16 protein-coding genes and 1 pseudogene are annotated in these 17,208 nt (G+C 72.0%); 13 read left to right on the forward strand and 4 right to left on the reverse strand.

Annotation, left to right across the window (positions count from 1 at the left end; all coding sequences use genetic code 11):
- Positions 1-783: a creatininase family protein gene (locus AVL59_RS15225; RefSeq protein WP_067304127.1), complete on the reverse strand. Its 783-nt coding sequence runs from the start codon at positions 781-783 to the stop codon at positions 1-3.
- 155 nt (positions 784-938) lie between these two features.
- Between AVL59_RS15225 and AVL59_RS15230 the strand changes: the two genes are divergently transcribed.
- Positions 939-1,631, forward strand: coding sequence for a TetR/AcrR family transcriptional regulator (locus tag AVL59_RS15230; protein WP_067304130.1), 693 nt, complete (start codon positions 939-941; stop codon positions 1,629-1,631).
- Between the two features lie 321 nt (positions 1,632-1,952).
- Here the strand turns inward: AVL59_RS15230 and AVL59_RS15235 are convergent, their stop codons facing one another.
- Positions 1,953-3,131 carry a glutamate dehydrogenase gene (locus AVL59_RS15235; protein WP_067304133.1) on the reverse strand — a complete coding sequence of 393 codons (1,179 nt, stop codon included), beginning with the start codon at positions 3,129-3,131 and terminating at the stop codon, positions 1,953-1,955.
- Positions 3,132-3,316: 185 nt separating this feature from the next.
- Here AVL59_RS15235 and AVL59_RS15240 point away from each other — a divergent pair, with 185 nt between their 5' ends.
- The 12 genes and pseudogenes from AVL59_RS15240 (at position 3,317) to AVL59_RS15295 (ending at position 15,375) form a co-directional block, all read left to right on the forward strand.
- The gene (locus AVL59_RS15240; protein WP_067304136.1) at positions 3,317-4,501 is read left to right on the forward strand and encodes an MBL fold metallo-hydrolase; all 1,185 of its coding nucleotides are present in this window, start codon (positions 3,317-3,319) and stop codon (positions 4,499-4,501) included.
- Positions 4,502-4,972: 471 nt separating this feature from the next.
- Positions 4,973-7,306, forward strand: coding sequence for an ATP-binding protein (locus AVL59_RS15245; RefSeq protein WP_208870381.1), 2,334 nt, complete (start codon positions 4,973-4,975; stop codon positions 7,304-7,306).
- A 74-nt stretch (positions 7,307-7,380) separates the two neighbouring features.
- On the forward strand, positions 7,381-7,815 hold the full coding sequence (locus AVL59_RS15250) for a roadblock/LC7 domain-containing protein (protein ID WP_067304142.1): 435 nt from the start codon (positions 7,381-7,383) through the stop codon (positions 7,813-7,815).
- Between the two features lie 2 nt (positions 7,816-7,817).
- Positions 7,818-8,189 carry a DUF742 domain-containing protein gene (locus AVL59_RS15255; protein WP_067304145.1) on the forward strand — a complete coding sequence of 124 codons (372 nt, stop codon included), beginning with the start codon at positions 7,818-7,820 and terminating at the stop codon, positions 8,187-8,189.
- A complete protein-coding gene (locus AVL59_RS15260; protein WP_067304147.1) occupies positions 8,167-8,766 on the forward strand; it encodes a GTP-binding protein in 600 nt (199 codons plus the stop codon). Before AVL59_RS15255 ends, AVL59_RS15260 begins: the two co-directional genes overlap by 23 nt.
- A gap of 61 nt (positions 8,767-8,827) precedes the next feature.
- A complete protein-coding gene (locus AVL59_RS15265) occupies positions 8,828-9,403 on the forward strand; it encodes a GAF domain-containing protein (RefSeq protein WP_067304149.1) in 576 nt (191 codons plus the stop codon).
- 214 nt (positions 9,404-9,617) lie between these two features.
- A complete protein-coding gene (gene tdh, locus AVL59_RS15270; RefSeq protein ID WP_067304152.1) occupies positions 9,618-10,646 on the forward strand; it encodes an L-threonine 3-dehydrogenase in 1,029 nt (342 codons plus the stop codon).
- Positions 10,647-10,673: 27 nt separating this feature from the next.
- Entirely contained in the window at positions 10,674-11,873 is a 1,200-nt protein-coding gene (locus AVL59_RS15275) for a glycine C-acetyltransferase (protein WP_067304155.1), read from the forward strand.
- Positions 11,874-11,904: 31 nt separating this feature from the next.
- On the forward strand, positions 11,905-12,807 hold the full coding sequence (locus tag AVL59_RS15280) for a LysR family transcriptional regulator (protein WP_067304158.1): 903 nt from the start codon (positions 11,905-11,907) through the stop codon (positions 12,805-12,807).
- Positions 12,808-12,853: 46 nt separating this feature from the next.
- Positions 12,854-13,305: pseudogene (locus AVL59_RS15285) on the forward strand (helix-turn-helix domain-containing protein).
- Between the two features lie 328 nt (positions 13,306-13,633).
- The gene (locus AVL59_RS15290) at positions 13,634-13,993 is read left to right on the forward strand and encodes an MmcQ/YjbR family DNA-binding protein (RefSeq protein ID WP_067304161.1); all 360 of its coding nucleotides are present in this window, start codon (positions 13,634-13,636) and stop codon (positions 13,991-13,993) included.
- Between the two features lie 89 nt (positions 13,994-14,082).
- On the forward strand, positions 14,083-15,375 hold the full coding sequence (locus AVL59_RS15295; RefSeq protein ID WP_067304164.1) for an MFS transporter: 1,293 nt from the start codon (positions 14,083-14,085) through the stop codon (positions 15,373-15,375).
- Positions 15,376-15,431: 56 nt separating this feature from the next.
- On the opposite strand, the gene AVL59_RS15300 is transcribed toward AVL59_RS15295, so the two are convergent.
- The gene (locus AVL59_RS15300) at positions 15,432-16,352 is read right to left on the reverse strand and encodes a transketolase family protein (protein ID WP_067304167.1); all 921 of its coding nucleotides are present in this window, start codon (positions 16,350-16,352) and stop codon (positions 15,432-15,434) included.
- 45 nt (positions 16,353-16,397) lie between these two features.
- Positions 16,398-17,126, reverse strand: coding sequence for a thiamine pyrophosphate-dependent enzyme (locus AVL59_RS15305; protein ID WP_067304169.1), 729 nt, complete (start codon positions 17,124-17,126; stop codon positions 16,398-16,400).
- Positions 17,127-17,208 lie beyond the last annotated feature (82 nt).

The raw sequence follows: 17,208 nt of genomic DNA on the forward strand, positions 1-17,208 counted from the left end.
TCAACCCGGTTGCGGATCCCGGCCGGCGGGTCGTGCCGGCAGGTCGAGCAGCCATGCGGCGATGCGTTCGGCGCCTGCGTCCAGCATCGCCCGCCCCTTGCGTGCTGTCGCAGGACGAGCGTCCCCGGCGACGCCGGAGGCGGTGACCTCGTGGAAGGGCCGCGGGCGGTGGAAGGGCTGGTCCGCGGAGTACAGCTCGATCTCCGGGCCCGTCGCCTCGGCGATGCGGGAGCCGTCGACCAGCTCCGGGGCGAGCGCCATCATCATCGAGGTCTCGCCTTCGCAGGCGTGCATGAGGTGGTTCTGCTGCCGCATGATGCCGGCGAAACGGTCCTGCGCGGCCAGGAAGTAGCTGGTGACGGCGATGGGGGTGCCCAGTTCGCGCGAGATCTCGTTGGTGATGGCGTTGAGCGCCGTGACGTTCCCGCCGTGACCGTTCACGATCAGGATCGTACGGAAGCCGGACGCCAGGACGGAGGAGCACACGTCCCGCAACACCGCCTGATAGGTGGAGAGCGTCAGGCTGAAGGTGCCGCCGAACGCCATGTGATGGTCGGCCAGTCCGCACCACAGGGACGGGGCGACGACGACGGGCCGGTGCCGGGCGATCAGGATGGCGGCCACCCGTCGGCACACCTCGGTGCTGAGGAAGTCGTCGACGCCGGTGGGCAGATGCGGGCCGTGCTGCTCCGTGGAGCCGACCGGGAGCAGGACGGGTGCGTTCTGGCCGGCAAGCTCACGGAGCCTGCTTGCGGTCATGCGGTTCCACAGAAACTCCGTCACGTCAGGACCTCGCTTTCGTCGAGAGGTGTGCCGGATCGCTGGTTCCCCATATTTGGATTGGACAGTACAATCCAAATATGGAAGTGGCAAGAGACGTCGCGGCCCCGGACGACCGATCGTCCCTAGACTGGACCGTGCAATCCAAGGGAGGTTCCATGGCAGCCGAAGCCGCCGGCTCCGCATCCGCGGCCACATCCACCCGCCGTCCGCGAGCGCCCCGTCCTTCGGTCGGGAAGATCCTCGAGGCGTCGAAGGTCCTCTTCCTCGAGGACGGCTACGACGGAGTCAATCTGGACCGCGTCGCGACCCGCGCGGGCGTCGCGCGACAGACGGTGTACAACCAGTTCGGCAGCAAGGAAGCGCTCTTCCGGGCCACGATGCACCACCACTGGCAGGCCTTCGGACTCCAGGACACGGAGGAGCGCCTCGTCCCGGACCCGGCGCAGGCCGACCCGGCCGGCTTCCTGCGCCGATTCGCCGAGGGTCTCCTCGCCTTCATCGCCGACACCGACCAGGTTGCCTTCACCCGGCTCGTCGTCGCCGAGTCGCGCAAACTCCCTTGGATCGCCGAGGAGTTCTACCGCCTGGGCAAACAGCCCCTGGTCACCGCACTCACCGCCGCGCTGCTCAACATGGCCGATGCCGGGCGCATCGACTGCCCTCATCCGGAACTGGCGGCCCATCAGTTCCTCGGGCTCGTCCAGGAGTTCGTGATCTGGCCACAGGTCATGGCGATCGGCCCCGACGTGGTGAAGCTGCCTTCCGTCGATCTCGTCGTGGAGGAGGCCGTCGCCATGTTCCTCAGCCGTTACGCCAAGCCGGGCGCACACGGCGGCGAGCCCGCCTGAATCCCGGGTGCGGCCCCCGGCGCGCACGCACTGCCCTTCGGGGAAGTCTCCGACGGTTGCGGCACCTCGCCGCATCCGTGACGGGCCGGTGTCCGCGAGAAGGGCGGGCGCGGGCTCCGTCCGGTCGCGCAGTTCACCCAGGGCCGGTGCGCCCGCGGCACCGGGTGAGGCGGGACGATCCGGGCGGCACGGTCGACCGACCGGAACACGGCGGACACGGCACCGGGCGCCTTCCCGCCGGACGCGATCTCGCCGCGCAGCGAGTCGACGCGACCAGGTCGCCCGTCGCGACGCCCGGGGCGGGCTCGTCGCCTCCCTGTGTCAGCGGTACCACCCGAACCGCTCCGCGATCAACGGCAGCCGGTCCGTCACCAGCGCGTGGGCGGCGGTGCGCGGGGTCGTCCCGTCGGCCTCGGCGCGGGTGAGCGTCAGATCGATCAGCGCACGCATCGAGCGGCGGATGTGGGCGAACGCCTCGTCGGCGTCCGGGCCGATGTCGCCGAACAGGGTCCACCACCACCAGGCGTTCGTGGCGGAGTTGACCACCACGTCCGGCAGCACGGTCACCCCGCGCGCGGCGAGCAGCTCCTCCGCCTCGGGCCGGACGGGCATGTTGGCGGCCTCCACGATCCAGCGGGCGGTGATCCCGTCCTGGTTGGCGGTGTCGATCGCGTACGACACCGCCGCGGGCACGAGCACCTCCGCCTCGGCGGACAGCCAGGCGTCACCGGGCAGTTCACGGTCGCCGGGGCCGAGCACCGAGCGGTCGACGGTCCCGTACGCGTCCCGCGCGGCCAGCAGGGCCTCGACGTCGAGTCCGGCCGGGTCGGCGATGGTGCCCTTGACATCGGCGACGGCCACCACGGTCAGGCCCGCGCGAGCGAGGAAGCGTGCCGTGGCCCCGCCCATCGTGCCCAGACCCTGTACGGCGACCCGGGTGCCCCGGTACGGCACCGACGCCCGGTCCAGGGCGGCGAGCACCGCCTCGGCGACACCGCAGCCGCCTGCCAGCTCGTCCAGGCCGATGCCGTCCACCTCGACCGCGAAGGCGTCCGCGAGCCGCTCACGGGCCGCCGTCTCGTCGTCGAGCAGGGGATAGACGGCCTGGATCGAGGAGACCAGTCCCGCCTCGGCGACCGCCCGGTCCACCAGGTCCTGGGTGAGACCCAGGTCCTCCCCGGTGGTCCAGAAGCTCTCGATGTACGGCCGCATCGCACGCAGGTAGCGGACCAGCAGCCCGTACGCCTCCGGGGCGCGCGGGTCGCAGTCGATGCCGCCCTTGGCACCGCCGAGGGGGACGTAGCGGCCCTCCGGGGCGTAGTGCAGGGCCTCCTTCATCGTCATGCCGCGGGCCAGTCCTGCGACCTCCTGGAGGGTGCACCCGGCCCGCATCCGCAGTCCGCCGCTGGCCACACCCCGCACCAGCCGGTCCACGACCAGGAAGCCCTGCCGACCCGTGACATGGTCGGTCCAGACGAGCGACATCAGGGGGGCGGTCATGGGATCTCCCGGGTACTTGTTACTGAACTGCGGGTCAGTATTCGAAAGTGGTGCGCAACCTGTCAACGTGCTGAACGGTCGTTCAGTAGCGTGGGTCGGTCGCCCGCCTGTGACGCACGCGGCACCGGCATGTCGGAGGGGCCGACCATAATGGAGGGCCTCTGCGACTCCACCTTGGAGGTACCGTGACCGGTCTGCGTTCCCTGAGCTCCGGGCTCCGCGCACTTCAGCCCGAAGCCTTCGGCGCGGAACCGAGCGGTGAGCGCCTCGCGCGCATCCGCCGTTCCCCCCATTTCAAGGACGGCGTCTTCCAGAACCCCGGCGGCGTCGCCCGCACCCGGCCCTCCGGCTCCATGCTGGACTTCGCCAAGGTGTTCTTCGACAAGGAGACGCGGCCCCTGCGCGCTCCCCGCGGCACTGTTCCGGTGCACGCCACCACCCTCGCCGACCTGGCCAAACCGCCGGCCACCGGACTGCGGGTGACCTGGATGGGCCACTCCAGCGTGCTCGCGGAGATCGACGGGCACCGGGTCCTGTTCGACCCCGTCTGGGGCGAGCGCTGCTCCCCCTTCCCGTTCGCCGGGCCCAAGCGGCTGCACCCGGTGCCGCTCCCGCTGGCCGCGCTCGGACCGGTCGACGTGGTGGTCATCTCGCACGACCACTACGACCACCTGGACCTGCCCTCGATCAAGGCGCTGGCCGGGACCGACACGGTGTTCGCCGTGCCGCTCGGCGTCGGAGCCCACCTCGAACACTGGGGCGTGTCCCCGGACCGGTTGCGCGAGCTCGACTGGCACGAGTCCACCAAGATCGGCGGACTCACCCTCACCGCGACCCCGGCCCGCCACTTCTGCGGCCGCGGCCTGCGCAACGCCCAGAACACGCTCTGGGCGTCCTGGGCCGTCGCCGGCGAGGAACACCGCATCTACCACAGCGGGGACACGGGTTACTTCGACGGCTTCAAGGACATCGGCGCCGCCCACGGCCCGTTCGACGCCACGATGATCCAGATCGGCGCGTACAGCGACTTCTGGCCCGACATCCACATGACCCCCGAGGAGGGGCTGCGCGCCCACCTCGACCTGCAGGGCGGGGTGCCGCACGGCGTGCTGCTGCCGATCCACTGGGGCACCTTCAATCTCGCCCCGCACGCCTGGGCGGAGCCCGGCGAGTGGACCAAGGAGGCCGCCGAGGGAGCCGCCCAGGCGGTGGCGCTGCCCCGGCCCGGCGAGCCTTTCGAGCCCGCGGGCAAGCTCCCCGCGGAGCCGTGGTGGCGGGGTGTCTCCGAGGGCGTCCGCCCCGCCTGGCGCGCGGTCGGAGCCCTGGCCGCCGAACCCGGCGTACGCAAGGGCGGCCACCACAAGAACTGACACCGGGTCCGCCTGGTCGCCGAGCCCCGTCACGGGCCTCGGCGACCAGGCGTGCGAGATCCTCGGCGGGCCGGGCCTCGTCGCTTTCCGCCTGCCCGACCCCAGGCCAAGGTCAAGGCCATGGCTGATACTCTCCGTGACATTTTCCGGGTATGGGGACATGGCCGCCCGGTGGTTCCGGTGGGTGTGGCGGGTGTGTCCGGCTCGGAAGAACCGGACGGGTGGGGAGTGGGTGGGGGGTGTCGACCAGGGGATCGCCCCTCGTGCCCCTGACCACTTTTGAGCAGGTCTTATCGAACTCTTTCGGGTCGGCGTGTCGTCGGCGGCAGTGTTATCGGTCTGTCGTACGAAGCCTCATACCAGAGCGGGACGCTCTTCGGGGGACTTTGTCAACTGCCCACCGCACATGAGGCTCACGCGACTACTGTGAGTGTCCGGATGGCAGCCCGACGGACCAGTACGAGGACGCAGATGTCTCACCTCCGTGCACCGGCCGCCCACGCCGACCGCCGTGAGGGCGGCAGGCATGGGAGACCGGTCGCCCGACCCGCTCCCGCACTGCCCGATACGCACATACGGCCACAGCTCATGCGGCTCGCCGTGCTCCCGCCGGTCGCGGTCGCTCTCAGCGCCAGCGCGGCCGTCGTCTTCAGCATCCGCTCGACGGGGGCACGACCCGGTCCCACCCTGTGGGCCGTGCTCGCCGGGGCGGTCGCGGTGACCGTCGCGGGCATCCTGATCGCCGTCGTCGCCGCGGACCGCGCCGCCCGCTCGGTCAGCGACCGCGTCGACGCGCTGCGCCGCAGCACCACTCGTGGCGAGGGGGACCTGCGCGCCCTCGTCGAAGCCCTGCGCCGCGGGGAGACACCACCGCAGCGAGGGACGCGCCGCCGCCCGCCGGAGGACGCCGACGACTTCGAACTGCTCGCCGCGGACCTGGCCCGCTCGTACGACGGCGCCGTCACCGCCGTCGTGCAGGCCGCCCAGCTCTCCAGCCAGGCGGGCAGCGAGCAGAAGCTGGAGGTCTTCGTCAACCTCGCGCGGCGGCTGCAGTCCCTGGTCCACCGGGAGATCTCGATCCTCGACGAGCTGGAGAACGAGATCGAGGACCCGGACCTGCTCAAGGGCCTGTTCCACGTGGACCACCTCGCCACCCGCATCCGGCGGCACGCGGAGAACCTCGCCGTGCTCGGCGGTGCCGTCTCCCGCCGGCAGTGGAGCAACCCGGTGAGCATGACGGAGGTGCTGCGCTCCGCCATCGCCGAGGTCGAGCAGTACTCCCGGGTGAAACTGGTGCCGCCCATCGACGGGGAACTGCGCGGCCACGCCGTCGCCGACGTCATCCACCTGCTCGCCGAACTCGTGGAGAACGCCACGGTGTTCTCCGCCCCGCAGACCCAGGTGCTGCTCCGGGCCAACCTCGTCACCTCCGGGCTGGCCGTGGAGGTCGAGGACCGCGGGCTCGGCATGCCGGTCGGCGAACAGAGCAAGATGAACGCCCTGCTCGCCGACCCGGACCAGGTCAACGTGGCCAGCCTGCTGGCCGACGGCCGTATCGGCCTCTACGTCGTCTCCCAGCTCGCCCGCCGCCACGGCATCACGGTCCGCCTGCAGACCAATATCTACGGCGGTGTGCAGGCCGTACTCGTCGTCCCGCAGGCCTTGTTGGGCACGGCGCCGGGCGTACCCGGGGCGGTACCGCAGCCACAGGACCCGGCGGCGACCGGCCCGTTGCCGGTGCCGCAGCCCCGGGCTTCGCATGCCTCCGGGGGAACGCGGGCCTCGACCGGCGACGCCGGGACGGAAGGGCGGCACGGAGAGGCGGAGAGCCATCAGGGCCGTACCGCGACGGCATCCGGTGCGGGCATGACGTCCGGTGCGGGGACGGCGACCGGACAGCCGGGCGCGGCAGGGCACGGCGGGGCCGGACAAGCCGCGGGCACCGGCCGACGACGGCACGCGCAGGGCGGACCCGCTCTGGGCGGCGCCGCCCAGAGCGGGGGAGCGCAGAACGGGGGAGCGCAGAACGCGGGCGCGCCGGCCCCGCTCCCCGTGCGCGGCGCCCACGAGCAGCGGCCCAACCCCGCCGAGGCCGTGCCCGGCGTCCGCGCCGAGGACCGGGCGGCGGTCGAGGCGAACGCCGGCACCGTGCCCACCCCACGCGCGGGCACGGTGCGCGGCACCATGGGCAAGCCCCAGCTGCCCCGCCGCCGCGCCCAGGAGCACATCGTGCCCCAACTGCGCGGCGGTCCCGCCCCCCGTCAGGACGGCGACGTCGTCGCGAGCCACGACCCCGGCCTCATGGCGGCCTTCCAGCGCGGCATCGGCCTCGCCGAGGCACAACAGCACATGGAGTCCGCGCACATGGAGTCCGCGCACATGGACGCTGCGCATATTGAGTCCGCCCACAGGGATTCTGCCTACGGGGACTCTGCCTACGGGGACTCTGCCTACGGGGACTCCGCACACCTGGCCGCCCCACAGCCGGAAGCCGCCCACCGGGATTCGGCTCACATGGATTCGGCTCACATGGATTCGGCTCACATGGACGAGGCCCACATGCAGTCACTACCCAGGGAGTCGGCACGTACGGCTTCGGGGCACGTCGCCTCCGGACATTGGTCTCAGGACCATATGGCCCCCGCGCACAGGGACGCCGCCTCCCCGGACACCACCCGTATGGACGCACCGCTGGACGCACGGCCCAGGGAAGCGGCCCCCATACGCCAGGCGCACGCCCACGCGCCCGTGTCCGACGGCATCCACGGCACCGGCCGGACCGACGGGAGCGCACCGGCCCGATGACCACCCCTTCTTCCGAACGCTTCTCCACCCCCAGCGCTCCCGCAGACCTTCGTACCCCAAGGAGTCGATCCACCATGGCGAGCGATGCGCCGACGGCCCAGTCGTCCGACCTCGACTGGCTGCTGAGCGGCCTCGTGCAACGCGTACCGCACACCACCAGCGCGGTGCTCCTGTCCTGCGACGGACTGGTCAAGTCCGTGCACGGCCTCGATCCCGACAGCGCCGACCACATGGCGGCCCTCGCCTCCGGCCTGTACTCCCTCGGCCGCAGCGCGGGTATCCGGTTCGGCGACGGCGGGGACGTCCGCCAGGTCGTCGTCGAGCTCGACTCGACGCTGCTGTTCGTCACCACCGCGGGCTCCGGCACCTGCCTCGCGGTGCTCGCCGCCCGCGAGGCCGATGCCGCCGTGCTCGGCTACGAGATGGCGATGCTGGTCAAGAGCGTCCGCCCGTATCTGGTGACCGCACCCCGGCAGCACGCCGTCGAATCCACGGCGATGAGGCCTTGACCGTGACCGCAGCCGGCGACGGGCCTTGGCTGGATGATGCGGCCGGACGCCTGGTGCGCCCGTTCACGGTCAGCAACGGCCGCACCAAGCCCAGCATCGCCCTCGACCTGATGTCGCAGGTGATGGCCACCGGCGTCACCCCGCTCGGCTACCTCGGCCCCGAGCACGCCCAGGCACTCGACCTGTGCCGGGCGCCCGTCTCGGTCGCCGAGGTGGCCGCGCATCTGAAACTGCCCGCGGTGGTCACCAAGGTGCTGCTCTCGGACCTCGTCGACTGCGGGGCGCTGACCACCAAGCCCCCCGTGTTCCACCACAACCCCACTGACCGGTCTCTGCTGGAGGCAGTGCTCGATGGACTACGACGACAGCTCTGACCCGTTCCCGACCGCGCTGAAGACCCTGGTGGCGGGCGGGTTCGGGGTCGGCAAGACGACCTTTGTGGGAGCGGTCAGCGAGATCGCCCCGCTGAGCACCGAGGAGCTGCTCACCACGGTCAGCGTCGCCACGGACAACCTCGACGGCATCGAGAACAAGGTCGAGACGACGGTCGCCATGGACTTCGGCCGGATCACCCTCGATCCGGAGCACGTCCTGTACCTGTTCGGCACGCCCGGGCAGGAGCGGTTCTGGTTCATGTGGGACGAGCTGTCGGAAGGGGCGCTGGGCGCGGTGATCCTCGCCGACACCCGCCGCCTCGAGGAGTGCTTCGCGGCCGTGGACTTCTTCGAGGAACGCGGCCTCGCCTTCATCGTCGCCATCAACGAGTTCGACGGCGGCCACCGCTACGACGCGGAGGAGGTGCGCGCGGCCCTCGACCTCGACCCCGAGGTCCCGGTCGTCTGCTGCGACGCGCGCATCTCCAGCTCGGGCGTGCAGACCCTGCTCACCCTCGTACGCCATCTGATCGCCCACGCCCCGGCACCCGCGCCGAGCCACGGCGCCCACATGTGACCCAGCCAAATCGCCCATGGAGCCGCCATATGGAGTACGCCCACAGCGACGGAGCCCGGCCATGAGCTACGAGCCGCCCCGGCCGGTCCGTGGTCTGCTGCTCACCCCCGAGGACAGGGAGGCCCCCGCCCGCATCTCCCGGCTGCGCCGACTCGGCCTGGGGGAGCGGCCCGAACCCGCCCTCGACGCCTTCGCGGACCATCTCGCCCGGCTCACCGGAGCGCCGTACGCCATGGTCAACTTCATCGGCGAGGACCACCAGTTCTTCGCGGGCCTGCGCACCCCCGTGACCGCGCCGGTGGTCCGGGACGACGGCAGCAGGCCCGAGGTCGGCCGTGTGCTGCCCCGCGACCACGGCTTCTGCCCCCATGTGGTGGTGCGCCGCAAGGCCCTGGTCCTGGAGGACGTCCGCGACTACCCCCGCTTCGCCGGGAATCCGGTCGTGGACGAGTACGGCATTCGGTCGTATCTCGGCGCCCCGCTCATCGACAGTTCCGGCATGGTGCTCGGCACCATCAGCGCCTCCGACGTCGCACCCCGTGCCTGGGGGAGGTCAGGTCTGGACACCATCAAGGCGCTGGCCGCCGAACTCGCCCTGCACATCGAGCGATCCGCGGACGACGAACTGCCGCTCTGAACGACGGACGGACGGGGCTACGGCCGGTGAAAGCGACGGGTGCGCCGGGCGACGGCCAAGGGGTGTGAAGGAAAGCTGAGGCGGCGGTTAAGAAAAGCTCGATGGACCCCGGCCCGCGCATACGGCAGATTGCAGGGTGATTCCACCCCTCTGACCCGGTGCGGGCCCCTTCGGTGTACCCGCGGCCGGGACCTCACCCACAGGAGCCGTAGCGTTGAAGGCGCTGGTCAAGGAGAAGGCGGAGCCCGGCCTCTGGCTCACGGACGTCCCCGAGCCGACCATCGGTCCCGGTGACGTACTGATCAAGGTCCTGCGGACCGGTATCTGCGGCACCGATCTGCACATCCGGGCCTGGGACGGCTGGGCGCAGCAGACCATCCGCACTCCGCTCGTTCTCGGGCACGAGTTCGTGGGGCAGGTCGTCGAGACCGGCCGCGACGTCACCGACATCCAGGTCGGCGACCGGGTCAGCGGCGAGGGCCACCTGGTGTGCGGCAAGTGCCGCAACTGTCTGGCCGGCCGCCGCCATCTGTGCCGCGCCACCGTCGGCCTCGGCGTCGGCCGGGACGGCGCGTTCGCCGAGTACGTCGCGCTGCCCGCGTCCAACGTGTGGGTGCATCGTGTCCCCGTCGACCTCGACGTCGCCGCGATCTTCGATCCGTTCGGCAACGCCGTGCACACCGCGCTGTCCTTCCCGCTGGTCGGCGAGGACGTCCTGATCACCGGCGCCGGCCCGATCGGCCTGATGGCCGCGGCGGTGGCCCGGCACGCCGGCGCCCGCAACGTCGTCGTCACCGACGTCAGCCAGGAGCGCCTGGAGCTCGCCCGCAAGATAGGCGCCAGCCTCGCCCTGGACGTCTCCCGGTCCACGATCGCCGATGGACAGCGGGAGCTGGGGCTGCGCGAGGGCTTCGACATCGGCCTGGAGATGTCCGGCCGCCCCGAGGCCATGCGGGACATGATCGCCAACATGACGCACGGCGGCCGCATCGCCATGCTCGGCCTGCCCGCCGAGGAGTTCCCGGTCGACTGGTCCCGGATCGTCACGTCGATGATCACCATCAAGGGCATCTACGGCCGCGAGATGTTCGAGACCTGGTACGCGATGTCGGTGCTGCTGGAGGGCGGCCTGGACCTCGCCCCCGTGATCACCGGCCGGTACGGCTACCGCGACTTCGAGGCGGCCTTCGCCGACGCCGCCAGCGGCAAGGGCGGCAAGATCATCCTCGACTGGACTGCGTAACTCTCGTAGAGCCCTAGGAGCTTCCTCATGTTCGACTCCGTCCGTGACGACCTGCGCGCCACCCTGGACGAGATCCGCGCCGCCGGCCTGCACAAGCCCGAACGCGTCATCGGCACCCCGCAGTCCGCGACCGTCGAGGTCACCGCCGGCGGCCGCCCCGGCGAGGTCCTCAACTTCTGCGCCAACAACTACCTCGGCCTCGCCGACCACCCCGAGGTGATCGCCGCCGCCCACGACGCCCTGGACCGCTGGGGCTACGGCATGGCCTCCGTGCGCTTCATCTGCGGCACCCAGGAGGTGCACAAGGAGCTGGAGGCGCGGCTGTCCGCGTTCCTCGGCCAGGAGGACACGATCCTGTACTCCTCCTGCTTCGACGCCAACGGCGGTGTCTTCGAGACCCTGCTCGGCGAGGAGGACGCGGTCATCTCCGACGCCCTCAACCACGCCTCCATCATCGACGGCATCCGCCTGTCCAAGGCCCGCCGCTTCCGTTACGCCAACCGCGACCTCGCGGACCTGGAGACCAAGCTCAAGGAGGCGACGGAGGGCGGCGCGCGGCGCAAGCTGATCGTCACCGACGGCGTCTTCTCCATGGACGGCTATGTGGCCCCGCTCGGCGAGATCTGCGACCTCGCCGACCGCTACGACGCGATGGTCATGGTCGACGACTCGCACGCCGTCGGCTTCGTCGGCCCGAGCGGCCGCGGCACCCCCGAACTGCACGGCGTCATGGACCGCGTCGACATCATCACCGGCACTCTGGGCAAGGCTCTCGGCGGCGCCTCCGGCGGCTATGTCGCCGCCCGCGCCGAGATCGTCGCCCTGCTGCGCCAGCGCTCGCGCCCGTACCTGTTCTCCAACACGCTCGCCCCGGTGATCGCCGCCGCCTCCCTGAAGGTCCTCGACCTGTTGGAGGCCGCCGACGACCTGCGCGTCCGCCTCACCGAGAACACGGCCCTGTTCCGCCGCCGGATGACCGAGGAGGGCTTCGACGTGCTCCCCGGCGACCACGCCATCGCGCCCGTCATGATCGGCGACGCGGCCGAGGCGGCCCGCATGGCGGAGCTGCTGCTCGAGCGGGGTGTCTACGTGATCGGCTTCTCCTACCCGGTCGTCCCGCAGGGCCAGGCCCGCATCCGGGTTCAGCTGTCCGCCGCGCACTCCACCGACGACGTCAACCGCGCGGTCGACGCCTTCATCGCGGCGCGCGCGGTGCTGGCGGCATGACCAGTGCCGGCACCTTGGGATAATTGACGGCATGATCGAAGCACGGCGGCTCCACATCCTCCGTGCGGTGGCCGACCACCGCACGGTCACCGCGGCAGCCGCCGCGCTCTATCTCACCCCCTCCGCCGTCTCCCAGCAGCTCACAGCCCTGGAGCAGGAGACCGGACACCGCCTGGTCGAGCGCGGCGCCAAGGGTGTACGGCTCACCGCGGCGGGCGAGATCCTGCTGAGCCACACCAACGCGGTCCTCGCCCAGCTGGAGCGGGCCGAGGCGGAGCTGGCCGCCTACAGTTCGGGCGAGGCGGGCACGGTCACCGTGGCCGCCTTCGCGACCGGCATCGCCCAGGTGGTGGCGCCGGCCGTGGCCAGGCTCGCCGCCGCCGCGCCCGGCATCCGCATCCGCGTCCAGGACGCCGAGGGCGACGCCAGCCTGCCGATGGTCCTGGACCGGCAGGTGGACGTCGCGGTCGCCGTCGAGTACCGCGGCGCCCCGCCCGCCGACGACCCCCGGCTCACCTACGTGCCCCTGTACGCCGAGCCCTTCGACGCGGTCGTGCCGGTCGGCCACCGCCTCGCCGACGCGCCCGAGGTCCCCCTCGCAGAACTGGCCAAGGACCCGTGGATCGGCCCGTACCCCGGTAACCCCTGTCACGACGTGGTCGTCCTGGCCTGCGAGAGCGCCGGATTCCAGCTCCGCCTCGAACACTCCTCCGACGACTTCCGCGCCGTGGTCGCCCTGGCCTCGGCCGACGCGGGCGTGGCCCTCGTCCCGCGCTCGGCCCTGCGTGGCATGGACCTCACGGGCGTGGTCGTCCGGCCCGTCGACGGCGTGGCCCCGACCCGCCGGGTCTTCGCGGCCATACGTCGCGGAGCCGAGGAACACCCCCTGATCCGTCCGGTGCTCAAGGCACTGGGGGAGGCGGCGCAGGCGTGAGCCGCCCGTAATCTGCCCGTCTCATATCCGGGACAGCGTCCCGCATATGAGAATCCAGCCTTCCGATCCCGTCGACGTCCGGATCGGCGCACGGCTGGCCGAACTCCGCGCCCGGCACGGCTGGTCCCTCGGCGAGCCGGCCGAGCGCAACGGGGCCGGCCGGTCGACCCTGTCCCGGGCCGAGCGCGCCGAGATCAGCGCCACCGCCGCCCTCCTCAACCGTCTCCGCAACGTCTACGGACGCACCATGTCCCAGCTGCTCAGCGAGGTCGAGGCGGAGCCGGCCTTGGCGCCGACATCGCCTACGACCGCCCGCCCGTGCCAGGACTGGAACAGCACCCGTGGCCCCTCGACGGCACGCTGGAGGTGACCGCAGGCGACACGACACACGTCCTCGCGGCCGGCGACTGCCTGCGGATGCGCGTCTTCGGACCGACGAGGTTCCGTTGCCCCGGGCCCGGCGAGGCACGCCACGCGCTGGTGGTGGTGCGGCCATGAGGGTGCTGCGCCGGAACGACGCCCATGTGCGGGACGGCAGCGAGGACCTGGCCGAGCTGCCGGCCGACACCGTCGCCGCAGGTGCCCCGATCGGCTTCCTCGCGCCGCTCGGGCGGGCGGCGGCCGCCACCTGGTGGCGGGGGCGCGCCGACGCGGTGGCGACCGGCCGGCCGGCGGTGTGGGTGGCCCTGGACGACACGGACCGGGTGGCGGGCACGGTGAGCCTGGTCCTGCCCGACAACCTGATCTGCGCCCGACCAGCCTCTACTACCAGCGGCTGGGCCCTTCGGCCAGGTGACTGTCAGTGGCACGGGCTACCGTGCGTGGCATGCCGGATGCCGAAGACGTACGCCGTATCGCCCTGTCCCTGCCGGACACCACGGAGAAGATCGCCTGGAGCATGCCCACGTTCCGGGTGGCCGGGAAGATGTTCGCCACGCTCCCGGAGGACGAGACGTCCATCGCCGTGCGCTGCCCCAAGGAGGAGCGCGACGAACTGGTCATGGCCGAGCCGAGGAAATTCTGGATCGCCGATCACGAGGCCCAGTTCGCCTGGGTGAGAGCGAGACTCGCCGCCCTGGAGGACGAGGACGAGCTGCGGGACATCCTCGCCGACTCCTGGCGCCAGGCCGCCCCGCCCCGACTCCTGGACTCGCACCCGGAGTTGGGCCTGCCCGGCGGTCGCTGAAAAATCCCTCGGCGGGCGTCGGGGCGGCGTGGCATGATCCCGCGCGGCGGGGCCGCCCGAGTGCGGGAGCGGGGAGGGGAGCGCACGGCATGACCGGTACGGAGGCACGACGGGACGGCGTTGCCCGGGCCCGGCACCGGACCGGTGCCGACGCCCGGGTCCCGGCCCTCTGGTCGAGGGACTTCGCCCTGTTCTTCGTGGCCCGGGCCGTGGCCCGCCTCGGCGACACCATGCTGCCGGTGGCGCTGGCCGCCGGTCTGCTGCAGCACGGGTACGGAGCGGGCGCGGTCGGTCTCGCCATGGCTTCCACGGCCGCCGCCTTCGCGGGACTCGTCGTCTTCGGCGGGGTGATCGCGGACCGGTTCAGCACCCGCAAACTGATGGTCGGCGCCGACCTGGTCCGGCTCGTCACCCAGTCCCTCGCCGCCGCGCTGTTCTTCACCGGGCACGTCGTCCTGTGGCAGATCTGCGCCATCGGCTTCGTCAGCGGTGTGGCCGGAGCCGTCTTCCAGCCGGGCGTGGCCAGTACGGTGCCGCGGCTCGCCGGTGACGTCCAGGGCGCCAACGGAGCGATCCGTATCGCCGAGTCGTCGGCGCAACTGGCGGGCCCGGCCGTCGCCGGACTCCTGGTCGGCCTCGCCTCGCCCGGTGGGGTCTTCGCCGCGCACGCCGCCACCTACGCGATCAGCGCCCTGAGCCTGCTGCTGCTCCGGCTGCCCCCGCTCCCCGAGGGCGCCCGCATCAGCGGCCCCGGTCCGCGCGCCTTCCGGGCCGATCTGGTCGAGGGCTGGCGGGAGTTCCGGTCGCGGACGTGGCTGTGGGGCGTGATCGCCGTGTGGTGCGTCCACATGATCGCCGTATGGGGACCGACGGTCCCGCTGGTGGCCGCCGAAGTCGTCCGGCACCACGGCCCGCGCGCCTACGGCCTGGTCAACTCGGCCCTCGGAGCCGGCACCGTCGTCGGCGGTCTGCTCGCCCTCAGACTGCGGCCCCGCCACATGCTGCGGGCCGGCGCGCTCGCCCTGTTCGCCTTCTTCGGCTTCCCCGCGACCGTCGGCGCCGGCCTCGGCGTGCCGGCCATGGCGGCCGGGGCGGCGGTGGCCGGGGCCGGGATGTCGTTCTGGGGCGTGATGTGGGCGACCAGTGTGCAGACCCAGGTGCCGTCCGACGTCCTCAACCGCGTCCACGCCTACGACGTGGCCGGCTCCCTCTCGATGATGCCCGTGGGCCAAGCCCTGGCGGGTCCCGCGGCCGGGGCCCTGGGCGCCGGTCACGTCCTGCTGGCCGCCGCCGTGACGAGTCTGGTCGTGGCGGCGGCTCTGCTCTCGGTCCCCGCCATACGTGGGCTGGTGCGGGCAGACGGGCAGCCGCCCGCGCGCTGAACGGCAGTCCCGGCGCGCGCATGGCACTCCGGCCACGTATCGAGCCCGCTCCACGGTCAGGCCCGTACGGAGGCCCGCCCCGCCCCGACGAACCCGCCGATCCGTTCCCGCAGACTCCGCGCGTCGAGCCCGTGCGCGGCCACGTGCTCCTCGACCGTCCCGTACCGCCGCAGCTCACGGCGTCCGACGCCGAGCCCCAGTACCCGATGCGGCACCTCCGCCAGCGCCTCGCTCACGGCCGCCGTCGACGTCCCCGTGAGGTACGGCTCCACGAGCACGACGTCCGTGTCCGCGCCCTGAACGGCCCGGCGCAGCCCGGCCGTGTCGAAGGGCCGCACGGTCGTCGCGTACAGCACGGTCAAGTCCAGCCCCTCCGTGGCGGCGAGCACCGCGTCCAGCACGGGACCGACGGCGACGACCACACCGGAGCGCCCCTCGCGAACTGTCAGGAAGCGCTCCCCGTCGACCGCCCGCCCCTGCCGGTTGGCCTGCACGGAGAGCCGGACGTACACCTTGTCGTCCCCCGCGGCGACCGCTCGTCGCAGCAGCGTCTCGGCCTCGTCGGGATGCCCGGGCACGTGCACGGTCCAGCCGTCCAGGGTGTCGAGCAGCGCCACGTCGCCGGGCGCCATGTGCGTGTAGCCGCCGGCCGGCCAGTCGAAGGAGGCGGCCGCGCTCACCAGCACCGCTCCGGTGTTCTGGTGCCCGAAGTCCAGCTTGACCTGTTCGAAGGGCCGCTCCACCAGGAAGCTGGCGAAGGTGTGCACGATCGGCCTGAGCCCGGTGAGCGCGAGACCGGCTGCCGCCCCGACCAGAAGCTGCTCGCGGATGCCGACGTTGATCACCCGTTCCGGATGCCGGCGCATGGCCTCGGCGAAGCCGTCCTTGCCGATCTCGGCGAGGACCACCGCGACCCGCGGATCCTCGTCCAGCAGCCGGGAGACGACGGGGGCGAAACGGTCACGCATGGTGTCCACGGGATGGACCCTTTCCACTGAGGTGTCACGGGACGGACGGAGAGATCAGCCGTTCTTCGGCTCGACGCGGGCGATGACCACATGAGGGCGCCCCGGATGCGGAGCGGTGAACGCGGCGTACAGGGCCTCGTGGTCACGCCCGTCAACGGTCACCGCGGACCAGCCCGCGGCCTCGAACCTGGCTGCGATCCCGCCGGGCCGGGCGTGGCCGGCGGAAGAGTTGTCGATGACGACGGTGTGCAGTCGGTCGAGTCCGGCGGGTCCGGCGAAGGCGATCGCCTCGTGGTTGCTGCCCTCGTCCAGCTCGGCGTCCCCGATCAGCACCCAGACGCCCGGCTCGCGCAGTCCCTGCGCGCGCAGTCCGAGCGCGGTGCCCACGGCGATCGGCAGCCCGTGCCCGAGTGAGCCGCTGCCGATCTCGGCGCCCGGCACCAGTACCCGGTCGGGATGGTGCCCGAGCGGGGAGTCGTACGCCCCGAACCCCGGCAGCCACTCGACCGGCACGAAGCCCTTCGCGGCGAGCACCGCGTAGTACGCCATCGGCCCGTGCCCCTTGCTCAGCAGGAACCGGTCCCGGACGGGGTCCTGGCTCCGCTCCGGCGTGACCCGGAGCACCCGGTCGTACAGCACCCACAGGACGTCGAGCGTGGAGGTGGCCGCCGGCCCGTGCTTCTCGTCGCCCGTCATGAGGCCCATCAGCCGGGGCAGATCCTCGTATCCGAGGGTGCGGCTGTCGTCCCCGTGGATGCGGCTGTCGTCCGCTGCTGTCTTCATGCGGATGATCGTGCAACCTCAACCAAACTCGAGGTCAACCCCGAAATGGGTGCGCGACCACCGACCCGAGTGCGGTAGAGTT

It is taken from the genome of Streptomyces griseochromogenes, assembly GCF_001542625.1.
GTDB lineage: Bacteria > Actinomycetota > Actinomycetes > Streptomycetales > Streptomycetaceae > Streptomyces > Streptomyces griseochromogenes.